The sequence below is a fragment of the Leifsonia sp. C5G2 genome, from assembly GCF_013359685.1.
Lineage (GTDB): Bacteria > Actinomycetota > Actinomycetes > Actinomycetales > Microbacteriaceae > Leifsonia.
This window is the reverse complement of the sequence record NZ_JABFMV010000009.1, coordinates 1-21,857: the sequence shown is the minus strand read 5'-3', so window position 1 is coordinate 21,857 and position 21,857 is coordinate 1. Positions and strand designations below refer to the sequence as shown.

At 67.1% G+C, this 21,857-nt stretch carries 26 protein-coding genes and 1 pseudogene; 11 read left to right on the top strand and 16 right to left on the bottom strand.

Annotation, left to right across the window (positions count from 1 at the left end; all coding sequences use genetic code 11):
- Positions 1-43 precede the first annotated feature (43 nt).
- The 3 genes from HNO83_RS12720 to HNO83_RS12710 form a co-directional block, all read right to left on the bottom strand.
- A complete protein-coding gene (locus tag HNO83_RS12720) occupies positions 44-1,576 on the bottom strand; it encodes a multicopper oxidase family protein (protein ID WP_175337892.1) in 1,533 nt (510 codons plus the stop codon).
- A gap of 104 nt (positions 1,577-1,680) precedes the next feature.
- Positions 1,681-2,286: a DUF305 domain-containing protein gene (locus tag HNO83_RS12715; RefSeq protein ID WP_175337891.1), complete on the bottom strand. Its 606-nt coding sequence runs from the start codon at positions 2,284-2,286 to the stop codon at positions 1,681-1,683.
- 83 nt (positions 2,287-2,369) lie between these two features.
- Positions 2,370-2,831, bottom strand: a complete 462-nt coding sequence (locus HNO83_RS12710) for a DUF6153 family protein (RefSeq protein WP_175337890.1) — start codon at positions 2,829-2,831, stop codon at positions 2,370-2,372.
- A 137-nt stretch (positions 2,832-2,968) separates the two neighbouring features.
- Between HNO83_RS12710 and HNO83_RS12705 the strand changes: the two genes are divergently transcribed.
- Positions 2,969-3,220, top strand: a complete 252-nt coding sequence (locus HNO83_RS12705; RefSeq protein ID WP_258045885.1) for an SHOCT domain-containing protein — start codon at positions 2,969-2,971, stop codon at positions 3,218-3,220.
- 14 nt (positions 3,221-3,234) lie between these two features.
- Here HNO83_RS12705 and HNO83_RS12700 read toward each other — a convergent pair whose 3' ends face one another.
- From HNO83_RS12700 to HNO83_RS12675, 6 genes are all read right to left on the bottom strand, one after another.
- Complete coding sequence (locus HNO83_RS12700) at positions 3,235-3,552, bottom strand: metal-sensitive transcriptional regulator (protein WP_175337889.1); 318 nt, start codon at positions 3,550-3,552, stop codon at positions 3,235-3,237.
- A 17-nt stretch (positions 3,553-3,569) separates the two neighbouring features.
- Complete coding sequence (locus tag HNO83_RS12695) at positions 3,570-5,750, bottom strand: heavy metal translocating P-type ATPase (protein WP_175337888.1); 2,181 nt, start codon at positions 5,748-5,750, stop codon at positions 3,570-3,572.
- A 56-nt stretch (positions 5,751-5,806) separates the two neighbouring features.
- Positions 5,807-6,070, bottom strand: a complete 264-nt coding sequence (locus HNO83_RS12690; protein ID WP_175337887.1) for a YHS domain-containing protein — start codon at positions 6,068-6,070, stop codon at positions 5,807-5,809.
- A gap of 52 nt (positions 6,071-6,122) precedes the next feature.
- Positions 6,123-8,390, bottom strand: a complete 2,268-nt coding sequence (locus HNO83_RS12685; protein ID WP_175337886.1) for a heavy metal translocating P-type ATPase — start codon at positions 8,388-8,390, stop codon at positions 6,123-6,125.
- A 35-nt stretch (positions 8,391-8,425) separates the two neighbouring features.
- Positions 8,426-8,635, bottom strand: a complete 210-nt coding sequence (locus HNO83_RS12680; RefSeq protein WP_175337885.1) for a heavy-metal-associated domain-containing protein — start codon at positions 8,633-8,635, stop codon at positions 8,426-8,428.
- 367 nt (positions 8,636-9,002) lie between these two features.
- The gene (locus HNO83_RS12675) at positions 9,003-9,506 is read right to left on the bottom strand and encodes a hypothetical protein (RefSeq protein ID WP_175337884.1); all 504 of its coding nucleotides are present in this window, start codon (positions 9,504-9,506) and stop codon (positions 9,003-9,005) included.
- A gap of 186 nt (positions 9,507-9,692) precedes the next feature.
- Between HNO83_RS12675 and HNO83_RS12670 the strand changes: the two genes are divergently transcribed.
- Positions 9,693-10,271 (top strand): TetR/AcrR family transcriptional regulator, encoded by a 579-nt coding sequence (locus HNO83_RS12670; RefSeq protein WP_175337883.1) that lies wholly within the window; start codon positions 9,693-9,695, stop codon positions 10,269-10,271.
- Between the two features lie 2 nt (positions 10,272-10,273).
- On the opposite strand, the gene HNO83_RS12665 is transcribed toward HNO83_RS12670, so the two are convergent.
- Genes HNO83_RS12665 through HNO83_RS12645 form a run of 5 tightly spaced genes read right to left on the bottom strand, consistent with a single transcriptional unit; the run spans position 10,274 to position 13,925 of the window.
- A complete protein-coding gene (locus HNO83_RS12665) occupies positions 10,274-10,801 on the bottom strand; it encodes a DUF2306 domain-containing protein (RefSeq protein ID WP_175337882.1) in 528 nt (175 codons plus the stop codon).
- A gap of 52 nt (positions 10,802-10,853) precedes the next feature.
- Positions 10,854-11,348: a GNAT family N-acetyltransferase gene (locus HNO83_RS12660; RefSeq protein ID WP_175337881.1), complete on the bottom strand. Its 495-nt coding sequence runs from the start codon at positions 11,346-11,348 to the stop codon at positions 10,854-10,856.
- 33 nt (positions 11,349-11,381) lie between these two features.
- Positions 11,382-11,792 carry an arsenate-mycothiol transferase ArsC gene (locus HNO83_RS12655; RefSeq protein ID WP_175337880.1) on the bottom strand — a complete coding sequence of 137 codons (411 nt, stop codon included), beginning with the start codon at positions 11,790-11,792 and terminating at the stop codon, positions 11,382-11,384.
- Positions 11,789-13,174 carry an FAD-dependent oxidoreductase gene (locus tag HNO83_RS12650; RefSeq protein WP_175337879.1) on the bottom strand — a complete coding sequence of 462 codons (1,386 nt, stop codon included), beginning with the start codon at positions 13,172-13,174 and terminating at the stop codon, positions 11,789-11,791. The genes HNO83_RS12655 and HNO83_RS12650 overlap by 4 nt, the downstream gene beginning before the upstream one ends.
- Before the next feature lie 13 nt (positions 13,175-13,187).
- On the bottom strand, positions 13,188-13,925 hold the full coding sequence (locus tag HNO83_RS12645; RefSeq protein ID WP_217499016.1) for an aquaporin: 738 nt from the start codon (positions 13,923-13,925) through the stop codon (positions 13,188-13,190).
- 77 nt (positions 13,926-14,002) lie between these two features.
- On the opposite strand from HNO83_RS12645, the gene HNO83_RS12640 reads away from it, so the two are divergent.
- Entirely contained in the window at positions 14,003-14,629 is a 627-nt protein-coding gene (locus tag HNO83_RS12640) for an arsenate reductase/protein-tyrosine-phosphatase family protein (RefSeq protein ID WP_349627182.1), read from the top strand.
- Here HNO83_RS12640 and HNO83_RS12635 read toward each other — a convergent pair.
- Both HNO83_RS12635 and HNO83_RS12630 read right to left on the bottom strand, forming a co-directional pair.
- Entirely contained in the window at positions 14,626-15,306 is a 681-nt protein-coding gene (locus HNO83_RS12635) for an MFS transporter (RefSeq protein ID WP_175337877.1), read from the bottom strand. The two genes, HNO83_RS12640 and HNO83_RS12635, sit on opposite strands and share 4 nt — an antisense overlap.
- Positions 15,303-15,656: an ArsR/SmtB family transcription factor gene (locus tag HNO83_RS12630; RefSeq protein ID WP_175337876.1), complete on the bottom strand. Its 354-nt coding sequence runs from the start codon at positions 15,654-15,656 to the stop codon at positions 15,303-15,305. Before HNO83_RS12630 ends, HNO83_RS12635 begins: the two co-directional genes overlap by 4 nt.
- Before the next feature lie 85 nt (positions 15,657-15,741).
- On the opposite strand from HNO83_RS12630, the gene HNO83_RS12625 reads away from it, so the two are divergent.
- From HNO83_RS12625 to trxB, 8 genes and pseudogenes are all read left to right on the top strand, one after another.
- Positions 15,742-17,052, top strand: coding sequence for an NAD(P)-binding domain-containing protein (locus tag HNO83_RS12625; RefSeq protein WP_175337875.1), 1,311 nt, complete (start codon positions 15,742-15,744; stop codon positions 17,050-17,052).
- Between the two features lie 139 nt (positions 17,053-17,191).
- A complete protein-coding gene (locus HNO83_RS12620) occupies positions 17,192-17,431 on the top strand; it encodes a hypothetical protein (RefSeq protein WP_175337874.1) in 240 nt (79 codons plus the stop codon).
- A 9-nt stretch (positions 17,432-17,440) separates the two neighbouring features.
- A pseudogene (locus HNO83_RS12615) lies at positions 17,441-17,784 on the top strand (ArsR/SmtB family transcription factor).
- Entirely contained in the window at positions 17,781-18,458 is a 678-nt protein-coding gene (locus tag HNO83_RS12610) for a cation efflux transmembrane domain-containing protein (RefSeq protein ID WP_175337873.1), read from the top strand. The pseudogene HNO83_RS12615 and the gene HNO83_RS12610 overlap by 4 nt, the downstream one beginning before the upstream one ends.
- Positions 18,459-18,468: 10 nt before the next feature.
- Positions 18,469-19,359 (top strand): metalloregulator ArsR/SmtB family transcription factor, encoded by an 891-nt coding sequence (locus HNO83_RS12605; RefSeq protein ID WP_175337872.1) that lies wholly within the window; start codon positions 18,469-18,471, stop codon positions 19,357-19,359.
- 88 nt (positions 19,360-19,447) lie between these two features.
- Positions 19,448-19,861 (top strand): arsenate reductase ArsC, encoded by a 414-nt coding sequence (locus HNO83_RS12600; protein ID WP_175337871.1) that lies wholly within the window; start codon positions 19,448-19,450, stop codon positions 19,859-19,861.
- 5 nt (positions 19,862-19,866) lie between these two features.
- Complete coding sequence (locus HNO83_RS12595; RefSeq protein ID WP_175338008.1) at positions 19,867-20,529, top strand: arsenate reductase ArsC; 663 nt, start codon at positions 19,867-19,869, stop codon at positions 20,527-20,529.
- On the top strand, positions 20,526-21,509 hold the full coding sequence (trxB, locus tag HNO83_RS12590) for a thioredoxin-disulfide reductase (RefSeq protein WP_175337870.1): 984 nt from the start codon (positions 20,526-20,528) through the stop codon (positions 21,507-21,509). The genes HNO83_RS12595 and trxB overlap by 4 nt, the downstream gene beginning before the upstream one ends.
- Positions 21,510-21,857 lie beyond the last annotated feature (348 nt).

Genomic DNA, 21,857 nt, shown 5'->3' with positions numbered 1-21,857 from the left:
TCCACTGCTACCCGGATCCTGGCGCGGGCTGTAGCCCGTTGACTCAGCTCTTCTCGTAGCCGAGGACGGCCATCATCCCTGATTCGGCGTGGTAGATGTTGTGGCAGTGCGTCATCCATTGGCCCGGGTTGTAGGCATCCAGTAGCACCGTGAGAGATCGGTGCGGCAACACGATCGCAGTGTCCTTTCGCGGGCCGCCGTCGAGCTGGAACGTGTGGCCGTGAACGTGGAACGGGTGCCACATCATGGTCTGGTTGGCGATGGTGAGCTGGACGCGTTCGCCTTCCCGGACCGTGTAGGCGCCGTCGAGCGGGTTGTTCATGTCGAAGGCTTTGCCATTGATGCCCCAGTCGTACTTCATCATTCCGCCGGTGAGGGCGATGTCGATGCGGCGGTCGATTCTGCGCCGCTGCAGGGTGTCTGCAGAGGTGGCGCTCAGTACCGCCGCTGTGACCGGTGACGTGTCAGAGGCCGTGTAACCGTTCGCGGTGGGTGTGGGGCTCCCAGAGTTGGAGCGGAGGACGCCGAAGCCGCGGTCGGCTTTGCCGACGGCCTCGGCCACGATCGGGAAGGCACCGTCGGCGACGGTGACGATCGCGTCGTAGCGTTCGCCCATCCCGAGCAGGATGCTGTCGCCCTCGACCGGGTTCACCGGGTAACCGTCGGTGTGTGTGACGGTGAGCCGGTGGCCGCCGACCGAAAATCGGAAGGCGGTGTCGCCGCCGGCGTTGATGATGCGCAGCCGCACCCGTTGCCCGGGCTTGGCGGTGAAGGTGGCCGGGTCTCCGGCTGGGCGTCCGTTGATGAGGTAGTAGGGGTAGTAGACGTCTCCGGCGTCGCCGCCGAGCAGGTTGGAGCCGGTTCCGGTGAGCAGGTTGCCGGCGCGGGTCGGGGTGCCGTCCTGGCCGCCGCCCATCATGCCGCCCATTCCTCCCATCCCGCCCATGCCTTTCATGCCTTTCTTGAGGTCGGCGAGTACCTGGTCGGGTGTCGCGGTGACGCCGTCGAGCCAGTCGTCCAGCACGAGTACCCAGTCGTGGTCGTAGTTGAGGGGTTCGCGGGGGTCTTCGATGACCAGCGGGCCCTGGAGGCCGCGGTCGAGTTGCGGGCCGACGTGCGGGTGGTACCAATAGGTTCCCGGGGCGTCGGCGGTGAACGCGTAGTCGAACGAAGCTCCGGGGCCGATCGGCTGCTGGGTGATCGGGGGAACGCCGTCCATGTCGTTGCGGAGGGCGATGCCGTGCCAGTGGACGGTGGTGTCGTCCGGGAGCTGGTTGGTGACGTGCGCGCGGATGATGTCACCGACATGTGCCCGGATGGTGGGGCCGGGGACTTCACCGTTGTAGGCCCAGGTGGAGGCGGTGCGCCCGGCCAGGTCGATGTCGGTCTTGGCGGCGGTGAGCTGGACGCGGGTTGTTCGCCCGGTGCGCCGCCGGGCCGTTTCGGCAGCGGTGACGGGGCTGCTGGTCGCGGTGAGGAGGTTCGGTCCGCCGGTGCAGGCGGCCAGGGCGAAGGCGGTGGCGACCCCGGCGCCGCCGAGGAGAAGGCTGCGCCGGGTGAGGTTCGAAGAGTTCATCAGATGTCCAGAGAGGAAGCGGCTAGAGGGCCGTGAGGAGTGGGGAGGGGCGGGCGCCGCCACGAGGGGGAGGGGTGACGGCGCCCGCGTCTGGTGCGACCGGTTCAGAGGCTGGCGAGGAGCTGCTTCATGGTGGCGATCTCGGCGCTCTGTGCGGCGGCGATCTTCTTCGCCAGCGCGACGGCGTCGGTGGCCGTGCCCTGTTCGGTCTCGGTCGTGGCCATGGTGATGGCGCCCTGGTGGTGCTGGATCATCTGGGTGAGGAACAGCTTCGACGCGTCTGCGCCGGACGCGTTCCTCAGCGCGTCCATGTCCTGTTGCGACATCGTGCCGTCGCCGCCCATGTCCATGCCGCCCATGTCGGATTTCTGGCCCCAGGTGTCGAGCCAGCCATTCATGGTGTCGATCTCCGGCTGCTGCGCGGCCTTGATCTTCTGCGCGAGTTCGGTCACCCGGGCGTCGATGCCCTGCTTGGCAAGGAGCGTGTCGGACATTTCGATGGCCTGCTGGTGGTGGGGCACCATGCTCATGGCGAAGGTGACGTCGGCCTGGTTGTGGTCGGAGGTGGCGGCGGGGCTCGAGCTCCCGTGGGTCATCCCGGACATGCTGCCCATGCCTGGGTCCTTTCCGGAGGCGCCCGCGGTGCAGCCAGCCAAGGCGGCGGCGGTCAGGAGTGCGCCGGAGGCGATCGCGATCAGTCGGATGTTCATTGTGGGGTCTCTTTCGTCGTATGAATCTGCGGATGGTAGGCACGCTGAAGCAACACCGCGCGATGCGCGGTGTGCGGTGTGCGTCATCTGCGATCGATAGACAGTGCGAGAAGAGACGGTGGTGATGATCCGACCCTGCGCGTGATCATCCGGGCCAGGGTCGTGGGTGCAGCCCGGGAGCCCAGGCCGAGGAGCGCCCGGCTGAGTACCGGGGCGATCAGGAGGATCGTCGCGGCGAGCAGCGCGAGCGTGCAGATCATGGCAGTCGTGTCGTGCATCGGATCACAGCCGTCGATAGCGCATCCCCCGCCCGCCCTGGTGTCGGACATCGCCTGGCTGGAAACTGCAGGGTGCGATTGGTCTGGGTGTGACACTGTCGACGCGGATACCGCTGGCTGGACCGCGACGAACCCGTGTGGTTCGCCCATAGGCGTGCTGACAACGTGCATGGCGAGGATCCCGGTCACGATGCCCGCGACCGCGAAGAGGAGGACGAGCACGCAGCGCCAGGTGCGGGTGCGCATCGAGATGCTGTCGGCGAGCATTTCTCCTCCTTCCGGGAGACAAACTACCGGCGCAGTCTGGATACCCGCCGGGGGTTTAACGCTGACGGGACCTAATGCCCCATCCGTCTCCACATTCGCGTCCAAGCTGAATGGAGAAATCGTTTGAGGAGGCGGACGTGTACGGGTGGATGATGGGCGGCATGGGGGCGTGGTGGATCATTTGGCTGATTGTGCCGTTGCTGATCATCGCGGTTGTGATCGTGCTGGTGGTCACTCTTAGCCGGCGTGGTCCGTCCGCCGGTAGTGGTGCGGTTCAGCCAGGGCGTCCGTCGCCTCGGGACATTCTCGATGAACGGTACGCCCGAGGCGAGATCGACCACGACGAGTACGCCAGGCGTCGGGACGAGTTGGGTCGTTCTGGAAGCTGAGCCCACGGGACCCGTCACGAACGCACGAGTCGGGCGATGGCGTCGCTGGCTTCCTGGATCTTGGCCTGGCCTTCGTCCCCGCCCAGTAGCACGGCGTCGGTGACGCAGTGTTTCAGGTGGTCGTCGACGAGGCCGAGGGCGACGCTCTTGAGTGCGGAGGTCAGGGCGGAGATCTGGGTGAGGATGTCGATGCAGTACTGCTCTTCATCGACCATTCGCGCGATTCCGCGGGCTTGCCCTTCGATCCGGCTGAGGCGCCGCATGTATCCGGCTTTGTCGGTGATGTAGCCGTGCTGGTGTTCGTGCTCGGCGGTGGTCGTGGTGTCGTTCATTAAGGCTCCAAGGGCGGTCAGGTTCGGGATGCGGGTGCCGGCGTCGCCGGCTGGGTGCGATTTCGGTCGAGGGCAACGCGGGCGCTGGTCTCTGGTCGCAGGTCGAGCCGGCGCAGCAGCTGAGCGTTCAGGGCGACGACGATCGTGGACAACGACATGAGGATCGCGCCGACCGACATCGGCAGGACGAACCCGATTGGTGCGAGCACGCCGGCGGCAAGCGGCACGGAGATGAGGTTGTACCCGGCTGCCCACCACAGGTTCTGCTTCATCTTGCGGTAGCTTGCGCGGGAGAGTTCGATGACCGACAGCACGGAACGCGGGTCGTCGCTGGCGAGGATCACTCCTGCGGAGGCGATCGCGACGTCGGTGCCGGCGCCGATGGCGATTCCGACGTCGGCCTGGGCAAGAGCGGGGGCGTCGTTGACGCCGTCGCCGACCATCGCCACCTTGCGTCCCTCCGCCTGGAGCTCCTTGACCTTCGCGGACTTGTCCTCTGGCCGCACTCCGGCGAAGTACCGGTCGATGCCGAGTTCGTTGGCGACCGATCTGGCTACGGCGTCTGCGTCGCCGGTGATCATCACGACCTGCGCGTTCTGAGCGTGGAGGGCGTCAACCGCTTGCCGGGACTCCTCGCGGATCTCGTCGGCAAGTTTGAGCGCACCGGCCACCTGTCCGTCGACCAGGACGTGCAGGATGATGGCGCCGTCCTCTCGCCAGGCGTCGGCGATCCGGAGTTCGTCCACTCCGGCTTCGTGCAGCAGGTTCGGGCCGCCGACCTGGACGTGGTGGCCGTCGACCGTGGCCGACACTCCGACCGCGGGGGAGGATTCGAAACCTGCGGCTGCGCCGACGGTCACATGGCGAGCGGCTGCGGCGTTGACGATGGCCCGTGCCAGCGGGTGCTCGGAGTCCGCCTCGGCGGCGGCGGCCAGTGCCAGCAGTCGATCGGAGGTGGTGCCGTCGGTGGTCTCGATCGCGGTGACGCTGGGTTCGCCCTTGGTCAGGGTGCCGGTCTTATCGAACAGCACCGTGTCGATGGTGCGCATGCTCTCCAGGGCGAGCCGATCCTTGATGAGCACTCCGCCGCGGGCGGCGCGTTCGGTCGAGATGGCGACGACGAGCGGGATGGCCAGACCGAGGGCGTGCGGGCAGGCGATGACCAGAACCGTGATGGTGCGCACGACGGCCTCATCCGGCAGGCCGAGCAGGGTCCAGACGACCGCGGTGATGATCGCCGCGCCGAGGGCGAACCAGAACAGCCACCCGGCGGCGGTGTCGGCGATCCGCTGGGCGCGGGACGAGGAATTCTGGGCGTCGCTGACCAGGCGTTGGATACCGGCGAGCGCGGTGTCGTCGCCGACCGCGGTGATTTCAACGCGCAGACCGGAGTCGGTTGCGACGGTGCCCGCGACGACGGCGTCTCCGACGTCGCGGCGCACGGTGCTGGATTCGCCGGTGATCATCGACTCGTCCATGCTCGCCGAGCCGGAAACGACGCGTCCGTCGGCGGGGATGCGGCCACCGGGGCGGACGACGACGACGTCGCCGACCCCGAGGTCGGCGGGGGCGACCTGCACCGTGCTGTCACCCTCGACGCGTTCGGCCTCGTCGGGCAGCAGCGCTGCCAGTGAGTCGAGGGCGGAGGTGGTCTGTGCCAGTGACCGCATCTCGATCCAGTGGCCCAGCAGCATGATCACGATGAGGAGGGCGAGCTCCCACCAGAAGTCGAGTTCGTGATCCAGGATCCCCAGGCTCGCACCCCAGGACGCCAGGAACGCGACCGTGATCGCCAACGCGATCAGCAGCATCATGCCGGGTTTGAGCGCCCGCAGTTCACCGACGGCGCCAGTGAGGAATGGGCGACCGCCCCAGACGTACATGACCGTTCCGAGGATCGGCGAGATCCACGCCACCCAGGCGGCGTCCGGCAGCGGGTACCCCAGGATCATCGCGAACATCGAGGAGAAGCCGACGACGGGGACGGCGATGATGAGCATGATCCAGAACAGACGACGGAACTGGCCGACATGGTCGCCGTGGCCGGCGTGCCCACCCATTCCGCCGTGACCGGCGTGTCCGGCCATGTCGTGTCCGGCGTGCTCGCCCACGTCGTGGGCCTCGTGGTTCTCGGCGGTCTCGGTCGAGGTGGAGTGGGCGCGGTGGTCGCGCCCGTCGTGCTCGGTGTGGTCGTTCATGCTTAGCCCTTCACCTGGGTGATGTGCTGCTGGCCGCCTGTACCGGGCGGTGGCGGTTATGCGGTGATGTATGCCGTGGGGTCGGCGTCGAAACGGGGTGCGCAGCCGGCACAGCAGAACCAGTACCGCTCGCCGTTGTAGTCGCGGTAGAGGCCTTGTGCCTCTGCCTTCGCCTTGCTGACGGTGCTGCCCTTCATCACGACGCACTCGGTGAGATCGTCGGCGCCCGTCCCGCCGAGGAGGTTGGTGCTTCCCGTCGGCATGGTGGCGGCGTGGTGGTGGTCGCTGGTGGTGCTGGTGTTGCAGCAGCTGTCGCTCATGATGTGTCCTTTTCGTGAGTGGTCATGCGGTTTCGAGCACGGTCGCCGGCGTTCAGGCGGCCGTTCGGGTCGTGGTGGTCTTGGAGCGGAAGCCGCGCAGGCGGAGGCTGTTGCTCACGACGAACACGCTGGAGAATGCCATTGCCGCTCCGGCGATCATCGGATTGAGCAGGCCGAACGCTGCCAGCGGGATCGCCGCAACGTTGTAGGCGAATGCCCAGAACAGATTCGTCTTGATCGTGCCCAGCGTTCGCCGGGCCAACCGGACGGCATCGGCGACAGCCCGGAGGTCACCGCGGACGAGCGTGATGTCAGCAGCTTCGATGGCGGCATCCGTACCGGTTCCCATCGCCAGTCCCAGGTCGGCGGTCGCTAAGGCTGCGGCGTCGTTGACCCCGTCGCCGACCATCGCCACCGTCTTGCCTTCGGTCTGAAGCCGGCGCACGGTATCGGCCTTGTCTTGGGGGAGAACCTCGGCGAGCACGGTCTCGATGCCCACCGCGCGAGCAACCTCCCGAGCGACGGTCGCGTTGTCTCCGGTGAGCAGGATCGGGGTGAGTCCGAGCTGCTTGAACGCGGCCACCGCTTCTCGGCTGGTCGGCTTGATCGCGTCCGCGACGACGAGCAGCCCTCGCGTTTTCCCGTCCCATGCGACGCAGACCACGGTCTGTCCGGCAGTTTCAGCAGAGTTCTTGGCGGTTGCGAGCCTGTCATCGAGGACGATGGACCAGTCCTCCAGCAGCGACTGGCGGCCCACGAGCGCCAGGTGTCCGTCCACAACGCCCTGTACGCCGCGGCCTTCGATGTTCACGAAGGATTCAGGAGTGGAGAGGGTGCCGACGCGCTCGATGGCCGCGGCGGCGACGGCTCGGGCGATCGGGTGCTCGGAAGCAGCTTCAACGGCGCCGGCTATCCGGAGCAGTGTGGACTCCTCGACGTCGGGCGCGGTGATGACCTGGAGCAGTGTCATCTTCCCGGCGGTGACCGTGCCGGTCTTGTCCAGGACGATGGTGTCGACGGTGCGGGTGGACTCCAGCACTTCGGGTCCCTTGATCAGGATGCCGAGTTGCGCTCCACGTCCGGTTCCGACCAGGAGCGCCGTCGGGGTGGCGAGTCCGAGCGCGCAGGGGCAGGCGATGATCAGTACCGCCACGGCGGCCGTGAAAGCCGCAGCGGTCGGGTGACCGGTGAGTATCCAGGCCGCCAGGGTGACTACGGCGATGCCCAGAACGATCGGGACGAAGATGCCGGAGATGCGATCGGCGAGACGCTGCACCGCTGCTTTGCCGGACTGGGCGTCCTCGACGAGCTTGGCCATCTGCGCGAGTTGCGTGTCGCTGCCGACCCGGGTGGCGCGCACCAGGAGGCGGCCGCCGGAGTTCACCGTGGCACCGGCAACGGCGTCACCGGCCGTGACCTCGACGGGCACGGATTCGCCTGTGAGCAGCGACATGTCGATCGCACTCGAACCGTCGACCACGATCCCGTCGGTGGCGATCTTCTCGCCGGGCCGGACCACGAACTCGTCATCGGTGCGCAGCGTCTCGATTGGGATGCGCACCTCCAGGCCGTCGCGGATCACTGCCACATCCTTGGCGCCGAGTTCAAGGAGCGCCCGCAGGGCTGCGCCGGCCTGCCGCTTCGATCGCTTCTCGAAATAGCGGCCGGCGAGCACGAAGGTGGTGACTCCAGCGGCGACCTCGAGATAGATGTTGCCAGCTCCGTCCGAGGCGGTCACCGTGAAGCTGAACCCGTGAGTCATCCCGGGCATCCCCGCCGTTCCGAAGAAGAGGGCGTAGAGCGACCAGACGAATGCGGCCAGGGTTCCGATCGACACCAGGGTGTCCATCGTGGCCGCTCCATGGCGGGCGTTGATGAACGCTGCTTTGTGGAACGGCCACGCTCCCCACGCCACGACCGGTGCCGCCAGCGTGAGCGAGAGCCACTGCCAGTACGTGAACTGCAGCGGCGGGATCATCGCCAATGCGATGACCGGAACGGACAGCGCGACGCTGCCGATGAGCCGGTTGCGAAGTCCAGTGAGTTCCGGGTCGGCGTCCGCCGGCTCGCTTTCGAGTTCGACAGCCGGGAGCGCGGCTGTGTAACCCGTCTTCTCGACTTCGGCGATCACGGTGGCCACATCCATGCCGTCCGGCAGGGACACTCGTGCCTTTTCGGTCGCGTAGTTCACGGTCGCGGTGACGCCGTCCAGACGGTTCAGCTTCTTCTCGATCCGCATTGCGCACGACGCGCAGGTCATTCCGCCGACCTCGAGCTCGAGGGTGGCGCTGCTTGCTGCGGGCGAGGGAGATGCTGTCATGTGGTGCTCCTCAGGTTCGGACGGCGGTGCGGTTCCTACTTCCGGACGGCGGCGTAGCCGGCCTCGTCGACCGCGGCGAGTACGGCGGTGTCGTCCACGCCGGTCGCGGCGGTGACATGCAGAACGCCGTCGGACGCGGACACCTTCACGTTCTCGACGCCGGCGACCTGGGCCACCTCGGTGGACACTGCCCGCTCGCAGTGCTCGCAGGTCATTCCGGTCACCTGGTACTCGATCGTTTCCATCAGTCCTCCATGATTGCTGGGATACCCTCGGAGGGTATCGCTGTCTTGGAAAATGATACCCCTAGGTGGTATTTCTGCAACCCTGGATGTCCGTCGTCGCGCAACATGGTGGTTTTCGCAGCGGCTCTTCTCTGTCGTTCGAGATCGCCGTACTACAGTGGCGCGGCCACCCACCCCCGATCGGAGGTTCGATGGCGCACGCCCACGCGCATTCTCATGGCGGCTCATTCCGCGCACGCCCCCACGGTCGGCTCCTGCGCACTGTTGTCCCAATTGGATCGTGACGACGTCGATTGACTGCCCGTGCGGCTGAGTTGAGCCGCATCGAGAGCGACATCGATCTATCGACCGAGGTAATTGCGGAGCATCAACTTCGCTGCAGGACTCGTTCTCGCGCGGCCCAGGGCGTGATCCCTCGGGGTTTGATAAAGCTCAGGAGCGCGATCGCGCAGAGCACGATCAGCCCTGCGACGCTGTCGACGACAAGTTGGACGCGAGCGGCCGCGAAATCTCGTCCGGTTGTCACCGCCGCGTGCGCGGCGATGTCGGAGACGTGTGCGTGCAGTGCGAGGGCGGCGGTAGCGACAACAGTCAGGATCAGCTTCAACAGGACCCAATAGTGACGCGTCAATCCCCAGCGGGTGATGAGCGAGACGAAGATACCGCTTATCAGGCTGGCACCCGCGAGAGGAACGATCACGAACCATATGGTCGCCCGAAGCGCCGCATAGATTCCTGCCCAGAGATCCTCTTCGGCGGTCGTCCAGCCGAGTGTTGCGATGGTGGCGAAGGCAGCGACTGCGCCGACCCAGCCGATCGACAGCCCCACGTGCCACGCGACGATCGCCGTTCGAGCTCGCGGCGACGTCATCCGTGCATCCGCGCCATGCCGTTACCGGTGAGATGCAGGACGAGAAGTACGGCTATCGCCAGAACGATCGTTGCGGATACGACGAGCACCCAGCGCGGGGGCCTGTTCCTGTTGTCTGTCACGCCTTTATCTATACAGAACGTCGCGTAAACGTCAAAGCGTCTCCCAAACGGCTATAGTGGAATCATGCCGAAGCTGTGGAGCGAGACGATCGAAGAGCACCGTTCGGCCGTGCTCGATTCGATCCTCGACGCGACGGGGAGGCTGGTTCATCGGGAGGGGATCACCGGTCTGACGATGACCGCCCTGGCAGAGGCCAGCGGAGTAGGGCGCGCCACGCTGTACAAGTACGTACCCGATGTGGCCGCCGCGGTGGCCGGCTGGCAGGAGCGAGAGATAGGGCGTCACCTCCAACAGCTGCGCAGCATTGCGCACGATAGTCCAGCCGAATCCCGCCTGAGCGAAGCGCTACAGGCGTACGCGCGGCTGCGTCGACACCAACATGGGGATGATGGTGTCCTGCACCTTCCGGAGCGGATCTCGCCGGCCGAGCTCGAACTGACTGACATGGTGCGTGAACTCATTGATGAGGATGCCCGCGCCGGGCGCGCACGCACCGACATACCAGCAGACGATCTCGCGGCGTTCGCCGTTCACGCCATGGGAGCCGCCGCGACCGCATCGGATCATTCCGCCGTAGACAGGCTCACCGCGGTGGTTGTCGGTGCCATCCAGGGCCCTTTTTCGCAGCCACCCGCTAGCTAAAGTTATGGTGTCCGCGCAGCCGCCCGCTCCGATCGCATCCGACGGTGGCGCAGTACCGCACGCATGATAAGGGGTGTCCCGATGATCGCCGGCAGGAACCAGAACAGCCAGGACGGGAGGAGCTGCCAGATCGGCAGGTGAGGTCCGTTGTCGACGTAGAACGCGGTCAGCATGGCGACGTAAGAGACTCCCATGGCGATGATGTGTGGAGCGTCGCCGGGTCGGTGGAGCCGACGGTAGATGAACCCGTAGGTGGCCGCGACGGCCGCGACAGCACCGGGAGCAACGAGCGGTAGGTCGGCGGGCCACCGGAAGGCGGACATCGCGCACGCGGAAGCGAAGACGATCAGGATCGCTCCGAAGTAGAACCGGCCGCTGACGACATGTCGGCCGGAGCCCTTTCGGCTGAACATGGCAACGAGTCCGCTCACGATGGCGACCAGAGCCGCCGCGACGTGGATTCCGAGCAGGACCAGGAAGACGGCGGAGAGCGAGGCAACGTCCAGTCCGAGCAGAGGTTCCGTGCGCATGAGGGGGCCTCCCTCCGGTGCGCCCAGGGTAGCGCCGCGCCAGGGGTGCGGACTACTGTTCCCGTCGCCGCTCGATAAGGATGGTGTCGCGCCATTGCCCCACCCACGGCCCGTAGGTCATCCGGGCGATGCGTTCGCGATGGCCGACGACTCGGAAACCGGCGTGCTCGTGGAGACGGAGGCTGGCCGTGTTCTCGCGGAAGATGCTCGACTGGATCGTCCAGATGCCCGCGTTGTCGCACGCGCTGATCAGCTCGTTCAGGAGCAGCCGTCCCAGTCCGCGGCCGCGCGCGCGGTCAGCAACATAGACGGAGTGTTCGACGACGCCCTGGTAGACCTCGCGTGAGGAGACCGGGGACACGGCTGCCCAGCCGGCGAGGCCGCCTTCATCGACCGCGACCAGTCGACCGACGTGCAGCTTGCCCGCGTCGAAGCGATCCCACGACGGAGGCGTGGACTCGAATGTGGCGTTTCCGGTCGCGATGCCCTCGGAATAGATCCGCTCGACCTCGGGCCAGTCGGTCTGCGTGAGTGGTCGGATGATCATTTGCCTGTCGAGTCTTCCAGTGTGGTCACTGAATCATTCTTGTGCGGGCGCGACCCACTCCACTAGTTCTTCGACCTGCACCAGGATCGTGTCCCGGAGCTCCCGCACGCCGTCGAGGTCCCAGCTCGCCGGGTCGGGGAACGCCCATTGGACGAACTGGCCCGCCACGGGGCCGGGAAGCTGGAGCCCAGGCTTCATGGCCACGACGATGTCGGCGGTCGCGAGGTCGTCGGCCGTCACCGCTCGGGGCTGCGCGCCGGAGCTGTCGATGCCGAGCTCGGCGAGAGCCTGAACCACGGGCTGGCTTGGCCCGTCAGCGGGCGCCGTGCCGGCGCTGGTGGCGTGGGCGCGGTCGCCGGCGACGTGGCGGAAGAGGTGGGATCCGAGCTGCGAGCGGCCGGCGTTGTGGGTGCAGAGGAAGAGGACGGTGGGGGCGTCGTTCATACCGTGATCTCGGTTTCGATGGTGGCTCGGGTCCAGGCTTGGGTCGCCGCCTGGACGGCGTCCCACGGTGAGCCGAGTGGCGGCGTGTAGGAGAGGTCGAGGTCGCTGATCTGCTGGACGGTCAGCCCGGCGAAGAGCGCCGTCGCGTAGGTGTCGACGCGTTTGGCTGTCTCGGTGCCGAGGCGGCCGACGAGTTGAGCGCCGAGGAGGCGTCCGTCTTCGGCGTCCCCGGTGATGCGGATGCTGATCGGCTGGGCGCCCGGGTAGTAGCGCTTGTGGTCGTCGGCGGTGGTCTGGGTGGTGACGCTCTGGAAGCCGGCGGCGCGTGCTTCGTGGTCGCGAAGGCCGGTTCGCGCTGCGACGAGGTCGAAGACCTTGACGACTTGGGTTCCGACGGAGCCGGCGAAGCGGGCGTCGCCGCCCAGGGCGTTCTCCCCGGCCACGCGTCCCTGCTTGTGCGCGGTCGTCCCGAGCGGGAGGTAGGTGACCCCGAGCAGCCGGTGGTGGGTGACGACCCCGTCGCCGGCACCGTAGACGTGGGGGAGTCCGGTGCACATGTGCTCGTCGACGATGACCGCGCGGCCGGCGCCGAGGGTGGCTCCGGCGGATTCCAGGAGCTGAGTGTTCGGGCGGACACCGACAACAGCGAGCACGATGTCGGCTCGCAGGTCGACGGCTTGGCCATCCTGGTCGGCGCGGACGAGGAGACCGTCAGTGTCCTTCTCAACCGAGCGAACCACGGTGCGGGTGCGCACGTGCACGCCGTGGCTGGTCAGTTCCTCGCGGACGGAGGACCCGAGTTCCGGGTCGAGCGTGGAGAGGACTTCGGGTCCGCGCTGGAGAACGGTGACGTCGATGCCGCGCGCGGTGAATCCTTCGGCCATCTCGAGGCCGACGTAGCCGGCGCCGATGATGATCGCGGTGCGCGGGTCGCGTGCTTCAAGGTCACGGTCCAGGGCGAAGGTATCGCCCATCGAGTGGATGACGTGCAGCCCATCGGCGGGGGTGAGCTGGTCGAGTCCGGTGATGCCCGCGTGCGAGGGGAGCGCGCCGGTGCCGACGATCAGCTCGTCGTACCCGATCACGGACTCGGTTCCGTCCGCCGCCCGGACGTTCAATCGTTGACCGGCGACGTCGATGTTGGTGGCGAGCGTGTTGAGCCTCAGCGACATTCCGGTGGCTTCGAGGTCGGCGTGGGTCCGGTGGGCGAGCGACTGCCAGGGGCGCACGTCACCGGAGAAGTAGTACGGGATGCCGCAGATGGAGAAGTTGGGGTATTCGTCGGCGACGACGACGGTGACGTCGGTCGCCGGGTCGAGTTCGCGGGCGCGCAGCGCGGCGGAGATTCCGGCGTCGCTGCCGCCGATGGCGACGAGATGCATGGGACGGTTCCGTTCAGCGATCGGTGGTCTGCGGGATGACGACGTCCGCCGCGGCCTGGGCCAGCACCTTCTCGGAGCGGAACAGCGCCAGGGTGAGTGCGACGCCGATGGCGGCGCCGACGAGTTGGGCGGCGATGAAGGGGAGGACGGACGCCGGGGCGATGCCGGCGAACGAGTCGGAGAAGATCCGGCCGATGGTGACGGCGGGGTTCGCGAACGAGGTGGAGCTGGTGAACCAGTAGGCGGCGCCGATGTAGGCGCCGATCGCGGGGGCGGCAGCGGCGCTGCGTCCGGTTCGGGCGAGCGCGAGAATCAGCATGATGAGCCCGGCCGTCGCGACGACTTCGCCGAGGAGCGTCCCGGCAGTGACCCGCTCGGTGGTGGCAACGTGCGTGGGCAGCTCGAACATCGCGTTGGCGAGCAGGGCTCCGCCGATGGCGCCGAGGACCTGCGCGAGGATGTATGCCCCCGCCTCGGCGAGGGTCAGTCCGTTGCGGGCGGATCGGCCGCCGATCCAGTCGACCAGTGAGACGACCGGGTTGAAGTGGGCTCCGGAGACGGAGCCGAACAGGAGGATCAGCACGGCGAGGCCGAGGGCGGTGGCGATGCTGTTCTCGAGCAGCTGCAGGCCGGTGTCGTGGGAGAGGCGGCTGGCGGCGATCCCGGAGCCGACGACGACCGTGACGAGGAGTCCGGTTCCCAGGAATTCAGCGAGCAGTCGGGAGAGGAGGCGCGTATTCATCGCGTTCATCTTGACCGGTGCAAGTTACCTCAGTCAAGATTGAGGCAATGAACAGTGGGCGAAATCCCTTGGAGGAGCGGGCTGCGTTGCACGCGGCCCTCGCCGATCCGTTGCGCCTGCGGGTCCTGGACCTCCTCGTGATCGGCGACTTGACACCGGGAGAGCTCGTCGCGGAGCTCGGGGTGTCGACCAATCTGCTAGCGCACCATCTCGCGGTCCTGGAGCGTCAAGGGATCATCGTGCGCGAGCGCTCGGAGGGAGATCGCCGGAGAACGTACGTGCGCCTCCGGCCGGCCGCGCTCGCGGCGCTGGGGCCGTCGGCCGATGCCGCAGCGCACCGCGTCGTCTTCGTCTGCACTGCGAACTCGGCACGCTCGCAACTGGCGGAGGCGCTCTGGTCGCGCACCAGCACGGTCCCGGCCGTCTCGGCCGGTACGCATCCGGCGGCACGCGTCGCAGAGGGCGCCGTTCAGGTGGCGGCGCACCACGGCGTGGCGTTGATCGGTCGGCCGAAGCTCTATGCGGACGTCATCGCGGACGGCGACTATGTGGTGACCGTCTGCGACCGCGCACACGAGGAGCTGGGGCTGGGAGGTGCGCACTGGTCGATTCCGGACCCGGTGTTAGACGGCAGTGCGCAGGCGTTCGAGTCGGCCTTCCAGGAGATCGCGCGCAGGATCGACTCCCTCGCAGCGCATTTGACGCCGAGCTAGGTCGCCCGCGAGAGAGCCAACGCTGCCAAGGCCACGCCGGCCATGAGCGCGGCCATCCCCGCGTAGCTGCCGACGCTGTTGGCGATAAGGGGCCCGAGCGCCGGTGCGAGCGCCGTCAGCACAGTGATCGGGGCGGCGAAGACACCGTTGATCGACCCGTAGTTGTGGACTCCCCAACGGTCGGCGACAGCGGACGCCTGAACCAGTGTGTGAGCGCCGCGTATCGCGCCGACCAGGATCGCGACGAGAATCAGCAGCCACACCGGGCCAGGGATCAGGGCAAGCCCGAGCAGCCCAACGGTCGACCCGAGAGCGATGACCGCGATCGGCAGCGACGGCTTCGAGCGGTGAGGGGTCAGGTAGAACAGCAACCGGCCGATCACCTGTCCGGCGCCCACCAACCCCAGGGCCAGCGCGGCGACGCCGTAGCTCATGCCCTTCTCCGTGAAGAGCGGAATGATCGCGAGGGTCACCGCATACAGGCTGGTGGTGATCAGCGACATCGTGCCCACCAGCACCCAGAACCGACGGGTTCGGACCACGGTAGACACCCGATGCTCTACGACCGGGGCGTAGTAGAGGATCCCCCAGTTCAGGATCTGGCCGGCCGACAGTGCGGCGAGACTCCAGCGCGATGGCTGCCTCGTTGCGACAGGCGGCTGGGCGAGCTCGGTCACAGTGCCGTCGTGAGCACCTTCGACACGCGCTCCAGGCTTCCCGGGACCAGCTTGTAGTACGACCAGGTGCCGCGCTTCGATCGGGTGATGTAGCCCGCGTCCAGCAGAAGCTTAAGGTGATGCGACACCGTCGGCTGGCTGAGCCCGACCGGTTCGGTCAGGTCGCACACGCACGCCTCCTGGCCCTCGGAGTTGGCCACGATCGAGAGCAGGCGGAGCCGGGTGGGGTCGCCGAGCGCCTTGAACGCCGTGGCCATCGACTCCGCCTCGTCGAGCGAGAGGGTCTCGCTCGTCACGGGAGTGCAGCAGGCATTCACGGGTGTGATCGGGAGTGCTTCGAGAACGGCCATGCTGTTAGTGTACCCATACATTGACAGATTTCGATGAAGCATGCACACTATAAATCGAAAACCTTCGATGAATGGAGAATGACGGATGACCCTCGTCGACCTGACCGTACCCACGGTCCGCAGCAGCCGCCTCGACGGGCTCCCGGTGGCGATCATCGGCGCCGGGCCGATCGGGCTCGCGGCCGCCGCCCACCTGATCGAACGCGGCATCCCGTTCGAGATCTACGAGACCGGCGACGCGTCCGGTCACACCGTCTCCCAGTGGGCGCACATCCGCTTCTTCTCGCCCTGGAAGATGCTCGTCGACCCGGCCGCAGCCCGGCTCCTGGCTGAAACAGGGTGGGCGAGTCCCGACGAGAAGAAGCTGCCCACCGGCGGCCAATTCCTGGATGACTACCTGGCGCCGCTGGCTGCACTCGACTCGATCCGTCCGCACATCCGTTACGGCGTCACGGTCACCGATGTCAGTCGCGAGGGCATGGACCGCACCCGCAGCACCGGCCGCGACGACACCCCGTTCCTGCTCCGCATCAGCGATGCGGACGGCGTGCGGGAGGTCACGGCCCGCGCCGTCATCGACGCGTCCGGCACCTACCTGACCCCGAACAGTCTGGCCTCGTCCGGGCTGGACCCCCTCGGACTGCCGTCGGTCGCCGGGCACGTCTCGCACGCTCTGCCGGATGTGATTGGGCGCGAGCGCGACCGGTTCGCCGGCAAGCGCGTCACCGTCGTGGGCGCGGGCCACTCCGCAGCGAACACCCTCCTGAACCTCGCCGCCCTCAAGCGCGAGGTGCCGGAGACGCAGATCACCTGGCTCATCCGCAACGCCAGCGCCGTCCGGGTCGCCACTTCGGATAACGACCAGCTGATCGAGCGCGCCGCCATCGGCAAGCGCGTCGACCGCCTCATCGGTACCGGCGCCATCCAGCAGCTCGACCGGTTCGAAATCCTCCGCCTCGCCGCAACCGAGAACGGCGTCAAGCTGATCGGCCAGCGAGCGGGCGAGCTCGTCGAGCACGACACCGACATCGTGGTGAACGCGACAGGCTTCCGGCCCGACCTGGACATGCTGCGCGAGATCCGGCTCGACCTGGACGAGATCGTGGAGGCTCCCGTCCGGCTGGCGCCGCTGATCGACCCCAACATCCACTCCTGCGGCACGGTCGAGCCCCACGGGTTCGCCGAGCTGGAGCAGCCGGAACCGAACTTCTTCCTCGCCGGGATGAAGTCCTACGGACGCGCCCCGACGTTCCTCCTCGCCACCGGATACGAGCAGGTCCGATCCATCACCGCCTACCTCGCCGGCGACATCGCGTCGGCACGCAACGTGCAACTCGTGCTCCCGGCCACAGGTGTCTGTTCGACCGGCGCGAGCGGGTCCTCGTGCTGCTCCTAGCGGGCTGACGCGTGGGTGGCCGCGTGCGAACGTTCCGTTAGTACAGCAATCGCTGTATCATCAGAACATGACGCATGTCGGCCCCCTCAACGGACTCCCGATCGCTTGCACACTGTCTCCCAGCACTGGCAGGGAACAAGTGAAACGCTGGCACGACTTCGATGAGCGGTACGGCATCAGTCGTGAGAACGGCGACGGCAACATCACCGTCGGCTACGTCAAGAACGACACTTCCCTTGCGGAGCTGCGCGACCTCGTGACCGCCGAACAGTCCTGTTGTGCGTTCGTCGACTGGGACATCGATGACACGCACGACGATCTCCGACTGATCGTCTCGGGGACGGCGGAGCAGCTGACCGCCTTCGCTCTCACTCACTGAGGTCGAGCGATGACGACACTCGCACCGGCCGCCACCGTCACGCACACTGCCGCTCTCGCGCGGTTCGGGCATGCACTCTCCGACCCCACCGGGTCGGCATCCTGCTCGCACTGCGGGAAGCGCCCGCCTTTCCGTCCGATCTCGCCGAAGCACTTGGGGTGTCCCGCCAGGTGATGTCGAACCAGCTCGCGTGTCTGCGCGGTTGCGGTCTGGTGGAGGCCATCCCCGAAGGTCGACGCACCTGGTACCGGCTCGCCGACGGTCATATCGCGCCCGCGCTGGACGAGCTCCTGCGGGTGACCTTGTTCGTGGAACCCGGATGCTGCGATGGGGAGGAGTGTCAGTGCGCATGACCGTGGCCGCCTCCGCCGACCGGGCTCTGGTTCTTCAGCGCCGCATTCGATGGATCGTCGCAGCAACCATCGGCTACAACCTCATCGAAGCCGTTGTGGCGATTGCTGCTGGCAGCGCTGCCTCCTCGACGGCCCTGATTGGCTTCGGCCTCGACTCGACCATCGAGGTGCTCTCGGCGGCTGCCGTCGCATGGCAGTTCACTCGCCGCGACCCCGAGCGCTGGGAGAAGCCGACCCTGCGCGTCATCGCCCTCGCGTTCTTCGCGCTCGCCGTCTACGTGACCCTCAGCTCAGTACTTTCGCTCGTTGGGCGGATCGACGTCCAGCACTCTCCGGTCGGGATCGTCCTGACCGCACTGAGCGTTGTCGTCATGCCGTTCCTCTCCTACGCCGAGCGCTGCGCCGGGCGAGAACTCGGGTCGGCGACGGCCGTGGCGGACTCCAAACAGACGCTGATCTGCACATATCTCTCCGCCGCTGTGCTGGTCGGCTTGCTCGTGAACAGCCTTCTCGGCTGGTGGTGGGCAGACCCGATCGCAGGTCTCGTCATCGCCTTCTTCGCCGCCCGTGAGGGCATCGAAGCATGGAAGGGCGATGCATGTGCGACCTCGGTCGGGATGCTGCTCGACGAGGATGACGGCGCACCGGACACGGCTGGGCGGCAAGGCGCATAGACTCACGTCTATGAGTGTCGCCAACGTCACCGGACTGCAAAGCCTCAAGCGCATCAGCGATCCGACGCGTGCGGCTCTGCTGCGGATCATTCTCGACTCAGAGGAAGGCAGAGGCTCGGTGACCCGAATGGCCGAAGCCCTCGGCCTCACCCAGCCCACCGTCTCGCACCACCTGCGGATGCTCAAGAACGAGGGCCTGGTCGAGCGCGAACAGATCGGCCGGACCGCGTGGTACTCGATCACACCCTCCCAGCTTGACCGCGTCGCCGACCTGGTCCGAGACGGCGAGACACGCGATGACACACCCGCGCTGGAGCGCATCGTCGCCGACCTGACGGCGCGGTACCGAGGGGTGTTAGCGCCGGAGACCGTCAATTCGTATGTCCACGACAGCTACCGGATGCTCGGTGAGCGCGACGGATCGCATCCGACCCGAGCGTCGCAGACCAGCAGCTTCACGATCGATCGGCTCGATGCGCTCCTACGGGCCGACGAAACCATCCACACCGTGCCGGAGGTGCTGTTCGTCTGTGTGCAGAACGCCGGCCGCTCCCAGCTCGCCTCGGCGATCCTGCGCCAGCTCGCCGGCGACCGGGTCATCGTCCGTACAGCCGGCTCGGAGCCGGCGGAGGCGGTGCGCTCGACGATCGTCACGGTGCTGGACGAGATCGGCACCCCGCTCGGCGGCGAATTCCCCAAGCCGCTCACCGACGAAGCGGTCCGCGCGGCCGACTACGTGATCACTATGGGCTGCGGCGACGCCTGCCCCATCTACCCCGGCCGCGAGTACCTGGACTGGGACATCCCCGACCCCGTCGGGCAACCGATCGCCCGCGTCCGCGAGATCCGAAACGACATCGAGGGTCGCGTCCGCGACCTTCTCGAGCGGATCGAAAAGTGAACGATTGCCGAATTCGGCGATAGACGACTGGAAAAAGCATTGACCTACATCTATGCTTAACGAAGATCGTTGAGAACCGAGGAGAACCATGACTGACACCAAGCCCACCGTCCTGTTCGTCTGCATCCACAACGCCGGCCGCTCCCAGATGGCCGCCGGGTACATGCGCGAGCTCTCCGGAAACCGCGTCGAGGTCCTCTCCGCCGGCTCCGAGCCGAAAGACCAGATCAACCCGGTCGCCGTGCAGGTCATGGCCGAGGAGGGCATCGACATCGCGGGCGAGCAGCCGAAGATCCTCACCACTGAGGCGGTCAAGGAGTCCGACGTCGTCATCACCATGGGCTGCGGCGACACGTGCCCGATCTTCCCCGGGAAGCGCTACGAGGACTGGGAGCTCACCGACCCGGCCGGGCGTCCTGTGGACGAGGTCCGTCCGATCCGCGACGATATCAAGCAGCGCGTCCAGAACCTGCTCGCCGAGCTCCTCCCAGCGGCGGTGTGACGCTCATGACCATCGACGCGACGGGGCGCCGAGCCCAGCCGGAACTCGCCTACCCGGAACAGTATCTGCGCCGTCTCGCCGACGATCTGGCGGCCAAGTTCGAGGGGATCTTCAACCGGGAGACCGTCGAACGGTACGTGCTGGAGTCGTACACGGCGCTGCTGCGCACCGCGACCGTGAAGGCGCACCTGGCGACCCGCACCATTCACTTCGCGACCGAACGCCTGACCGCGCTCGCCCAAGCCAAGGGCGCCCTGCCGGTGATCTGGCCCGAGGTGCTGTTCGTGTGCGAGCAGAACGCCGGCCGCTCCCAGATGGCCGCCGTCCTCACCGAGGCGCTCTCCGGCGGCCGCATCCACGTCCGCTCCGCCGGGTCGATGCCCGCCCATGAGCTGAACCCGGCCGTGGTCGAGGCGATGACCGAGATGGGATTGGATATGAGCCGCGAGTTCCCCAAGCCGCTGACCGACGACGTCGTTCAGGCCGCGGACGTCGTCATCACAATGGGCTGCGGCGACGCCTGCCCGATCTACCCCGGCAAGCGCTACCAGGACTGGGAACTGCAAGACCCGCAAGGCCAGTCCATCGAGCAGGTCCGCGTCATCCGCGACGAGGTGGAGCAGCACGTGCGCGAGCTGCTGACGAGTCTGGAGGTGACGCCCGCGTGAGCGTCGAAAACGTTGTCGTCATCGGCTCTGGCCCCGCCGGGTACACGGCCGCGATCTATCTGGCCCGCGCCGGCCTTGACCCGATCGTGCTGACCAGCTCGGTCGAGATCGGCGGTGCGCTGATGAACACCACCGAGGTCGAGAACTTCCCCGGCTTCATCGACGGCATCCAGGGCCCGGACCTGATGGAGAACCTGCGCCAGCAGGCCGAGCGCTTCGGCGCTCGCCTCGTCTACGATGATGCGACCGCCGTCGACCTGACCGGCGACATCAAGTCGATCTCCACCGGAAGCGGAACCGTGTATGAGGCACACGTCGTGGTCCTTGCGATGGGGTCGGCGCACCGCAAGCTCGGCATCGAGGGAGAGGATCGGCTCTCCGGGTACGGGATATCGTGGTGCGCCACCTGCGACGGCGCGTTCTTCAAGAATCAGGACATCGCGGTCGCCGGCGGCGGCGACTCGGCGCTGGAGGAGGCCATGTTCCTCACCCGGTTCGCCAACTCGGTAACCCTCATCCACCGGCGTGATGCCTTGCGCGCATCGAAGATCATGCAGGATCGGGCGCAAGAGAACCCCAAGATCACCATCCGCTGGAACACCCAGATCGCCGAAGCCCACGGTGACGACAAGCTGAACGGGCTCACGGTTCGCAACACCGTCACGGGCGAGCCGGGCACCCTGGATGCGACCGGCCTGTTCGTGGCGATCGGTCACGACCCGCGCAGCGCATTGGTCGCGGGTCAGATCGATCTGGACGCCGACGGTTACGTGAAGGTTCAGCATCCGACCACCGAGACGAACCTGCCCGGCGTGTTCGCGTGCGGCGACCTCGTCGACCGTCGGTACCGGCAGGCCATCACAGCCGCGGGCACCGGCTGCGCTGCCGCCCTAGATGCGGAGCATTATCTCGCCGCGCACGGGCTGGGCACGCACGCCCAGGCGCAGACCGCGGTCGCGAATGCGCTCGCGCACCCCTGATGGAGAACGCGAACTCTTTCGGAAGTCCGCTAATCCAGGTCAACTAAGGCTGGCAGCTCACATGGCGGCCCTGATCTTGGTGGATTCTTAGCGAACCTCCGGGTATGGTGCCGTCGCATCTGACGCCGCCTCCCCCCAGTCGGTTGTCAGCGCGCTCGCCCGTGGGATACTCGCGCCTCGGTGGTCGACCGGCGCCGTTGTGACCAGCCGATCTCGAAGAAATAAGTCGGTGACGGGCGTCGGAGATCGACTGGACGGCCCCGTCGTGCGATACCGCTCAGGCAACGACGGGAGGAGCCGCCTCCGGCGGCGCTGCCTTTGACGGTTTGTGTGTCTTTCCGCCGCCCG

Bases quoted from the DNA above. Each gene is read 5' to 3' on its own strand.
- HNO83_RS12720 (WP_175337892.1), bottom strand. From the start codon at position 1,576: ATGAACTCTTCGAACCTCACCCGGCGCAGCCTTCTCCTCGGCGGCGCC.
- HNO83_RS12715 (WP_175337891.1), bottom strand. From the start codon at position 2,286: ATGAACATCCGACTGATCGCGATCGCCTCCGGCGCACTCCTGACCGCC.
- HNO83_RS12710 (WP_175337890.1), bottom strand. From the start codon at position 2,831: ATGCTCGCCGACAGCATCTCGATGCGCACCCGCACCTGGCGCTGCGTG.
- HNO83_RS12700 (WP_175337889.1), bottom strand. From the start codon at position 3,552: ATGAACGACACCACGACCACCGCCGAGCACGAACACCAGCACGGCTAC.
- HNO83_RS12695 (WP_175337888.1), bottom strand. From the start codon at position 5,750: ATGAACGACCACACCGAGCACGACGGGCGCGACCACCGCGCCCACTCC.
- HNO83_RS12690 (WP_175337887.1), bottom strand. From the start codon at position 6,070: ATGAGCGACAGCTGCTGCAACACCAGCACCACCAGCGACCACCACCAC.
- HNO83_RS12685 (WP_175337886.1), bottom strand. From the start codon at position 8,390: ATGACAGCATCTCCCTCGCCCGCAGCAAGCAGCGCCACCCTCGAGCTC.
- HNO83_RS12680 (WP_175337885.1), bottom strand. From the start codon at position 8,635: ATGGAAACGATCGAGTACCAGGTGACCGGAATGACCTGCGAGCACTGC.
- HNO83_RS12675 (WP_175337884.1), bottom strand. From the start codon at position 9,506: ATGACGTCGCCGCGAGCTCGAACGGCGATCGTCGCGTGGCACGTGGGG.
- HNO83_RS12670 (WP_175337883.1), top strand. From the start codon at position 9,693: ATGCCGAAGCTGTGGAGCGAGACGATCGAAGAGCACCGTTCGGCCGTG.
- HNO83_RS12665 (WP_175337882.1), bottom strand. From the start codon at position 10,801: ATGCGCACGGAACCTCTGCTCGGACTGGACGTTGCCTCGCTCTCCGCC.
- HNO83_RS12660 (WP_175337881.1), bottom strand. From the start codon at position 11,348: ATGATCATCCGACCACTCACGCAGACCGACTGGCCCGAGGTCGAGCGG.
- HNO83_RS12655 (WP_175337880.1), bottom strand. From the start codon at position 11,792: ATGAACGACGCCCCCACCGTCCTCTTCCTCTGCACCCACAACGCCGGC.
- HNO83_RS12650 (WP_175337879.1), bottom strand. From the start codon at position 13,174: ATGCATCTCGTCGCCATCGGCGGCAGCGACGCCGGAATCTCCGCCGCG.
- HNO83_RS12645 (WP_217499016.1), bottom strand. From the start codon at position 13,925: ATGAACGCGATGAATACGCGCCTCCTCTCCCGACTGCTCGCTGAATTC.
- HNO83_RS12630 (WP_175337876.1), bottom strand. From the start codon at position 15,656: ATGGCCGTTCTCGAAGCACTCCCGATCACACCCGTGAATGCCTGCTGC.
- HNO83_RS12625 (WP_175337875.1), top strand. From the start codon at position 15,742: ATGACCCTCGTCGACCTGACCGTACCCACGGTCCGCAGCAGCCGCCTC.
- HNO83_RS12610 (WP_175337873.1), top strand. From the start codon at position 17,781: ATGACCGTGGCCGCCTCCGCCGACCGGGCTCTGGTTCTTCAGCGCCGC.
- HNO83_RS12605 (WP_175337872.1), top strand. From the start codon at position 18,469: ATGAGTGTCGCCAACGTCACCGGACTGCAAAGCCTCAAGCGCATCAGC.
- HNO83_RS12600 (WP_175337871.1), top strand. From the start codon at position 19,448: ATGACTGACACCAAGCCCACCGTCCTGTTCGTCTGCATCCACAACGCC.
- HNO83_RS12595 (WP_175338008.1), top strand. From the start codon at position 19,867: ATGACCATCGACGCGACGGGGCGCCGAGCCCAGCCGGAACTCGCCTAC.